Raw genomic sequence first — 6,569 nt, 5'->3', positions numbered from 1 at the left:
CGGCCCCGCAGGCCCGTCACCGCACCCACAGCCCCGCGCAGCGGACCCGCCCGCCGCAGGCGCAACCCACCGCACCCGGCCCCGCGCAGCGGCACCGCAGCGGACCCGCCCGCCGCAGGCGCAACCCACCGCACCCGGCCCCGCGCAGCGGCACCGCCGCGGACCTGGCCCGCCGCAGGCGCAACGGCGGGCGCACCAGCCCCGCGCAGCGGCACCGCACCCACAGCCCCGCGCAGCGGACCCGCCCGCCGCAGGCGCAACGGCGGGACAGCCAAAAACGGGGCGGAGGCAAAACGCAGCGGACCGGCCGCCAGGCGCCACGGCGGGCGCACCGCGCAGCGGGCGAAGAACGGCGAGCAACCCCCACGGCGGGAAAGCCAAAAACGTGGGCCACAAGCAAAGCGCAGCGAACCGCGGAGTACTAGCCCGCGTACCGACGGAGGAACAACGCCTCCGCCAGCGAGAGCCGCTCCAGCTCCTGCGGAGAAACGCTTTCGTTGACGGCGTGGATCTGCGCCTCCGGCTCGCTCAGCCCGATGAGCAGGATCTCGGCGTCGGGATAGAGCGCAGCCAGCGTGTTGCAGAGGGGGATGGAGCCGCCCATGCCGGAGGTCTGCATCTCCTCGCCGTCGTACGCCTCGCGCAGGGCCTCGGCCATCGAGGTGTACGCGGGGCTGCCGGTGTCGGCGCGGAACGGCTGGCCCTGGCCGATCTGCTCGACGGTGACCCGCGCGCCCCAGGGGGCGGCGCTCTCCAGGTGGGCGGTGAGGAGCTTCGTGGCCTCGGCGGCGTCCGTGCCCGGCGGCACCCGCAGGCTCACCAGGGCGCGGGCGCCGGCCTGTACGGAGGGGGTGGCGCCGACGACCGGCGGGCAGTCGATGCCGAGCACCGTGGCGGCCGGACGTGCCCAGATCCGGTCCGCGATCGAGCCGTTGCCGACCAGTCCGACGCCGTCGAGCACCTTGGCGTCCTTGCGGAAGTCCTCCTCGGCGTACTGCAGGCCCTCCCAGGAGGCGTCCGCGGCCAGCCCGTTGACGGTGGTCGAGCCGTCCTCGGCGCGCAGCGAGTCCAGGATCCGGATCAGCGCCGCCAGCGCGTCGGGGGCCGCGCCGCCGAACTGGCCGGAGTGGAGGTTGCCCTCCAGGGTGTCGACCTGGACCCGTACGAGTGTCATCCCGCGCAGCGTCGCGGTCACGGTCGGCAGCCCGACCCGGAAGTTGCCGGTGTCGCCGATGACGATGGCGTCCGCGGTCAGCAGCTCGGGGTGGGCCTCGGCGTAGCGCTCCAGGCCGCCGGTGCCCTGCTCCTCCGAACCCTCCACGATCATCTTGACGTTGACCGGGACCCCGCCGTGCTCCTTCAGCGCGCGCAGCGCCGTCAGATGCATGATCAGGCCGCCCTTGCAGTCGGCCGCGCCGCGCCCGTACCAGCGGCCGTCGCGCTCGGTCAGTTCGAACGGCGGGGAGATCCAGGAGGACTCGTCCAGCGGCGGCTGCACGTCGTAGTGCGCGTACAGCAGCACGGTCGGGGCGCCGGCCGGGCCGGGCAGGTAGCCGTACACGGACTGGGTGCCGTCCGGGGTGTCCAGCAGCGCCACGTCCTGGAAGCCGTCCGCCCGCAGTGCCTCGACGATCCAGCCGGCGGCGGCCTCGCACTCGCTCTTGGGGAACTGGTCGGGATCCGCGACCGACTTGAAGGCCACCAGCTCGGCCAGCTCGGTCCTGGCGCGGGGCTGCAACGCGGCGACGGTACGTGCGAGCGGGCTGTCAGACATGGAACGCTCCTTGTGGGCGCGACGTTGTGCGTACGGGCCGTCCGGCCTCGTGAGCCGGACGGGCCGGACGTACGGGCATCAGTGCCCCCGATCTTCCCACAGGCCCCTTGTGCAACAGCGGCCCGTAGGATGCGGGCGGTACGCGCAGCCAGGCATCGGACGGGAGCAGAAGCACAGGTGAGCAGCGAGCACGCAGCCGAGGACAACCAGCAGGTGTGGGACGTCGTGGTGGTGGGTGCGGGGCCTGCGGGCGCCTCGGCCGCGCATGCCGCGGCCTGTACAGGGCGCCGGGTGCTGCTCCTGGAGAAGGCGGAGCTCCCGCGCTACAAGACCTGCGGCGGCGGCATCATCGGGCCCTCGCGGGATGCGCTGCCGCCGGGCTTCGAGCTGCCGCTGCGGGACCGGGTGCATGCGGTGACGTTCTCGCTGAACGGCCGGCTGACCCGCACCCGCCGTTCCAAGAGCATGCTGTTCGGGCTGATCAACCGGCCCGACTTCGATGCGCGGCTGGTCGAGTCGGCCCAGGACGCGGGCGCGACGGTCCGTACGGGCGTCACGGTCTCGCGGGTGGAGCAGCACGGCGCCGAGGTGCCCGACCGGCGGACCGTCGCGGTGGTGCTCGGCGACGGCGAGGTGGTGCTGGCGCGCGCCGTGGTCGGCGCGGACGGCAGCGCGGGCCGGATAGGAGCCCATGTCGGGGTGAAGGTCGACCAGGTCGACCTCGGCCTGGAGGCGGAGATCCCGGTTCCGGCGCCGGTCGCCGAGGACTGGGCGGGCCGGGTGCTCATCGACTGGGGCCCGATCCCCGGCAGCTACGGCTGGGTCTTCCCCAAGGGCGACACCCTCACCGTCGGCGTCATCTCCGCGCGGGGCGAGGGGGCTGCGACCAAGCGCTATCTGGAGGACTTCATCGGACGGCTGGGCCTCGCCGGCTTCGAGCCGAGCATCTCGTCCGGGCATCTGACGCGCTGCCGCGCGGAGGACTCCCCGCTGTCCCGCGGCCGGGTGCTGGTCTGCGGCGACGCGGCCGGGCTGCTGGAGCCGTGGACGCGGGAGGGCATCTCCTTCGCGCTGCGCTCGGGGCGGCTCGCGGGGGAGTGGGCGGTGCGCGTCTCCGAGGCGCATGACGCGGTGGACGCCCGCCGCCAGGCACTCAACTACGCCTTCGCCATCAAGGCGGGCCTCGGCGTGGAGATGGGCGTGGGGCGGCAGATGCTCAAGGTCTTCTCGCGCCGCCCCGGCCTGCTGCACGCCGCGATCACCGGCTTCCGCCCGGCCTGGCAGGCCTTTGCCAAGATCACCCGCGGGACGACCACCCTGGCCGAGATCGTGCGTACCCACTCGATGGCCCGCCGGGCGCTGGAGGCGATGAACCGGGGGTGAGGCGGGCCGGCCGTCCCCGGGCCGCGGCGCGGCCCGTACTCCCCCGGGAGTACGACGGACCACCGCTCCGGGCTGACGCCGCCGCGCCCCGCCGCGGTCTAGCGTGACGGTCATGGAGAACGCATGGCCGCCGTGGGCACGGCGCCGCCCCGGCACGGCCCGGGAGCGGTGGCTGCCGCCCGAGGAATCGGGGCGGAGCGGGTCCGGCACCCGGCTGCCGTGGCTCTCGACGCTCGCCGTGACGGTCTTCGTGCTGGTCGGCTCCGGTTTCGCCGCGCACGACCAGCCGGGGCGCGTCCCGCTGGACGGCTTCGCCCGCCCGCTGCTGGTCGCCGGCTCGGCCCTGCTGCTGTTCCGGCACCGCTGCCCGCGCACGGTCGCCCTCGGCACCGCCGTCACCACCGCGGTCTACCTCGCGGCCGGCTATCCGTACGGCCCGGTCTTCGTCACACTCGCCTTCGGCGCCTTCGCGGCGATCGTCGCCGGGTACCGCAAGGTCGCCTGGTGCGCTCTGGGCGGGGTGTGGGTCTGTCACGTCCTGGTGGCCTACTGGCTCTACCGGTGGCTGCCGCCCCCGCACGACGGGCCCGCCCCCTGGGAGCAGGAGTTCTTCGTCCTGGCCTGGGTGGTGGCCGTGGTGGCCCTGTCCGAGCTGGCCCGGGTGCGCCGCGAGCAGCTCGCACGGGCGCGGGCCGAGCGGGCCGCCGCGGAACGCCGCAGGGCGGACGAGGAGCGGCTGCGGATCGCCCGCGAGCTGCACGACGTCCTCGCCCACAGCATCTCCGTGATCAACGTCCAGGCGGGCATGGGCCTGGCGCTGCTCGACAGCGACCCGGAGCAGGCGCGGTCCGCGCTGACCACCATCAAGGACGCGAGCAAGGAGGCCCTCGGCGAGGTCCGCCAGGTCCTCGACACCCTGCGCACCCCGGGGGACGCCCCGCGCTCCCCGGCCCCCGGCCTGGACCGGCTGCCCGAACTCACCGAGCAGGCCCGAGGCGCCGGCCTCGCCGTGGAGGTCACCACCGAGGGCGCTCCCGCCACCCTGGCGCCCGGCACCGATCTCGCCGCCTTCCGCATCGTCCAGGAAGCGCTCACCAACATCGTCCGGCACTCCGGCTCGCGCACCGCCCGGGTGCTGCTCGCCCATGCGCCGGGCGCGCTGGAGATCCGGGTCGACGACGACGGGCCGGCGACCGCCGCCGCGGACGGCCCGGCGGGCGGCGGCAACGGTCTGGTCGGCATGCGGGAGCGGGCCGCCGCCCTGGGCGGCACGGTGGAGGCGGGCCCGCGCCCGGACGGCGGCTTCCGGGTACGGGCCCGTATCCCGCTGCCCGGGACGCACGACCCGGGCCGGGGCCCGGACACGGATACGGTGCTCCCGGCCGATACCGAGGAGGAGTCGTGATCCGGGTACTGCTCGCCGACGACCAGCTGCTGGTCCGGGCCGGGTTCAAGGCGCTGCTGGACGCCCAGCCCGATATCGAGGTGGTCGCCGAGGCCGGGGACGGGCAGCAGGCGCTGGCGGCGGTCCGTGCGCACCGCCCGGACCTCGTCCTGATGGACATCCGGATGCCGGTGCTGGACGGCCTGGTCGCCACCCGCCGGATCACCGAGGACCCGCGGCTGCCGGAGGTGAAGGTCGTCATGCTGACCACCTTCGAGCTGGACGAGTACGTCTTCGAGGCGCTGCGCTCCGGTGCCTCCGGGTTCCTGGTCAAGGACACCGAACCGGAGGAGCTGGTGCGGGCCGTGCGCACGGTCGTGGCCGGTGACGGGCTGCTCTCGCCGGGCGTCACCCGCCGCCTGATCGCCGAGTTCGCGGCCCGCTCCAAGGAGCCGGCCGCGGCGGACGCGCTGTCCGCACTGACCGAGCGGGAGCGCGAGGTGATGGCGCTGGTCGGCATCGGCCTGTCCAACGAGGAGATCGCCCGCCGGCTGGTCGTCAGCCCGCTCACCGCCAAGACCCATGTCAGCCGCACCATGGTCAAACTGGGCGCCCGTGATCGCGCCCAACTCGTCGTCCTGGCCTACGAGTCGGGGTTGGTGCGGCCCGGCTGGCTGGGCTGAAACCAGACGACGTCCGCGGGGGACGGCCCGGTCACCGGCCGGCCGGGCAGACGCCGTAGCACCCGTACCACCCGCACACCGCACAGCAGCCCGCCGAGTGCCTCGCTCACCGTGAGCCACGGCCCGCGCCACGGGCCCGGCAGCCCGCCCCACAGCGCCACGCTGCCCAGCACCCCGAACCCCACAGCGCCCAGAAAAACGCCGCTGACCAGGGCGAACATGATCTCGACGGTGATGGCGTCCCGTTCGGCCCGGGTACGGCTGGGTGACATCCCGCCAGTCTTCCAGGCACGGCCCTCTTCGGTCCGTCAGATGGCCGGACGCTCCTCCGGCCGCCGGAGTGCTCCCCGAAGTCCGTGAGGGGCCGGTGGATTCCGCGGTCCGTCAGGCGCCGGTGTCGTTCCGCGGTCCGTCAAAGCCCTGGGCGCTTCCCCGATCGGCCCTGGGCGCTCCCGTCGTCCGTCAGACGCCGGGTGACCTCGCGAACCCTCAGATGCCGGAGCGCTCCCGCCACAGCTGGGCCACCGACTCCTCACCGGTGATCGTCATCGCGTCCCACGGCAGACGGTTCCACAGTGCGAGGTAGAGCTCCTCGGCCGGGCCCTCGATCGTGCAGTCCGCGGGCTTGGCGGCGTCCGGTCCGTCGGCGCCGGCCTTGGGGGCGGTGCGCACCGTGTGCGGCGGCACCTCGGAGAGGTGCACGGTCCAGTCGGCGCCGGGCGCGTCGGTCGCGCGCAACCGCAGCGTGCGGGGGACGTCGGTCCGGAGCCGGCTGCGGTCGCGGGCGTGAAAGCCCGTCAGGAGCTCGTCGATCCCGTCGGCCGCGAAGGCGGACGGGAGAGGGGTCAGGGAGGCACCGGCCGCCTGCTGTGCGTCGACGCGGTGCACCGAGGTCTCGTGCGCCTGCCGGCGGGCCCAGAACGCCAGCGGGGACGGGGCGGGCAGGAACGTCCACGCCGACAGGTCCCGCGGGGCGGAGTGCAGCGCCAGGACGAGGTGGTGATGGCCCTCGCGCAGCCAGGGCACGAGGTCGTCGTCGGACAGCTCCGGGGCCTCGGGCGGCGGGCCGGGCTGCTGGGTCCCCTGCTTCACGAACTCCGTCGCCCAGCGGTGGATCCGCCCGGTGTGGGTGACCAGATCCCGCACCTGCCACTCCGGACAGGCCGGAATGCGGGCATCCGGTCCCGCCTCCTCGGCGGCGTCGGCAAGCAGGCTGCCGTCCAGTCGCAGCGTTTCGACGAACTCAGTGATCTCCATGGTCATGAGTGTGCCAGCCGGTACTGACAACGGACCCGCGCGGGTCGGGGCGGCCGGCCGGCACCCGGGCCGGGCGGAGCGGCGTACC

The 6,569-nt window shown here is 74.5% G+C and carries 6 protein-coding genes; 3 read left to right on the top strand and 3 right to left on the bottom strand.

Annotation, left to right across the window (positions count from 1 at the left end):
• Positions 1-421: 421 nt before the first annotated feature.
• Positions 422-1,774 carry a dipeptidase gene (locus AB0411_RS22700; protein WP_366419095.1) on the bottom strand — a complete coding sequence of 451 codons (1,353 nt, stop codon included), beginning with the start codon at positions 1,772-1,774 and terminating at the stop codon, positions 422-424.
• A gap of 177 nt (positions 1,775-1,951) precedes the next feature.
• Here AB0411_RS22700 and AB0411_RS22695 point away from each other — a divergent pair, with 177 nt between their 5' ends.
• The 3 genes from AB0411_RS22695 to AB0411_RS22685 all read left to right on the top strand — a co-directional run bounded on the left by AB0411_RS22695 (position 1,952) and on the right by AB0411_RS22685 (position 5,224).
• A complete protein-coding gene (locus tag AB0411_RS22695; protein ID WP_366419094.1) occupies positions 1,952-3,157 on the top strand; it encodes a geranylgeranyl reductase family protein in 1,206 nt (401 codons plus the stop codon).
• A 112-nt stretch (positions 3,158-3,269) separates the two neighbouring features.
• Positions 3,270-4,562: a sensor histidine kinase gene (locus AB0411_RS22690; RefSeq protein ID WP_366419093.1), complete on the top strand. Its 1,293-nt coding sequence runs from the start codon at positions 3,270-3,272 to the stop codon at positions 4,560-4,562.
• Positions 4,559-5,224, top strand: coding sequence for a response regulator transcription factor (locus tag AB0411_RS22685; protein ID WP_366419092.1), 666 nt, complete (start codon positions 4,559-4,561; stop codon positions 5,222-5,224). Before AB0411_RS22690 ends, AB0411_RS22685 begins: the two co-directional genes overlap by 4 nt.
• On the opposite strand, the gene AB0411_RS22680 is transcribed toward AB0411_RS22685, so the two are convergent.
• The gene (locus tag AB0411_RS22680; RefSeq protein ID WP_366419091.1) at positions 5,185-5,496 is read right to left on the bottom strand and encodes a DUF6332 family protein; all 312 of its coding nucleotides are present in this window, start codon (positions 5,494-5,496) and stop codon (positions 5,185-5,187) included. The genes AB0411_RS22685 and AB0411_RS22680 overlap by 40 nt on opposite strands.
• Positions 5,497-5,713: 217 nt before the next feature.
• Entirely contained in the window at positions 5,714-6,481 is a 768-nt protein-coding gene (locus AB0411_RS22675; RefSeq protein ID WP_366419090.1) for a maleylpyruvate isomerase family mycothiol-dependent enzyme, read from the bottom strand.
• Positions 6,482-6,569: the final 88 nt, after the last annotated feature.

Origin of the sequence: Streptomyces angustmyceticus (genome assembly GCF_040701845.1) — a bacterium.
GTDB classification, from domain to species: Bacteria; Actinomycetota; Actinomycetes; order Streptomycetales; family Streptomycetaceae; genus Streptomyces; species Streptomyces angustmyceticus_A.
Note: the sequence above shows the minus strand (reverse complement) of the source record. Positions and strands in the feature narration are given on the sequence as shown.

What these genes read in the sequence shown, in the direction of transcription:
- AB0411_RS22700 (WP_366419095.1), bottom strand. Translation starts at nt 1,774, where the DNA reads ATGTCTGACAGCCCGCTCGCACGTACCGTCGCCGCGTTGCAGCCCCGC.
- AB0411_RS22690 (WP_366419093.1), top strand. Translation starts at nt 3,270, where the DNA reads ATGGAGAACGCATGGCCGCCGTGGGCACGGCGCCGCCCCGGCACGGCC.
- AB0411_RS22680 (WP_366419091.1), bottom strand. Translation starts at nt 5,496, where the DNA reads ATGTCACCCAGCCGTACCCGGGCCGAACGGGACGCCATCACCGTCGAG.
- AB0411_RS22675 (WP_366419090.1), bottom strand. Translation starts at nt 6,481, where the DNA reads ATGGAGATCACTGAGTTCGTCGAAACGCTGCGACTGGACGGCAGCCTG.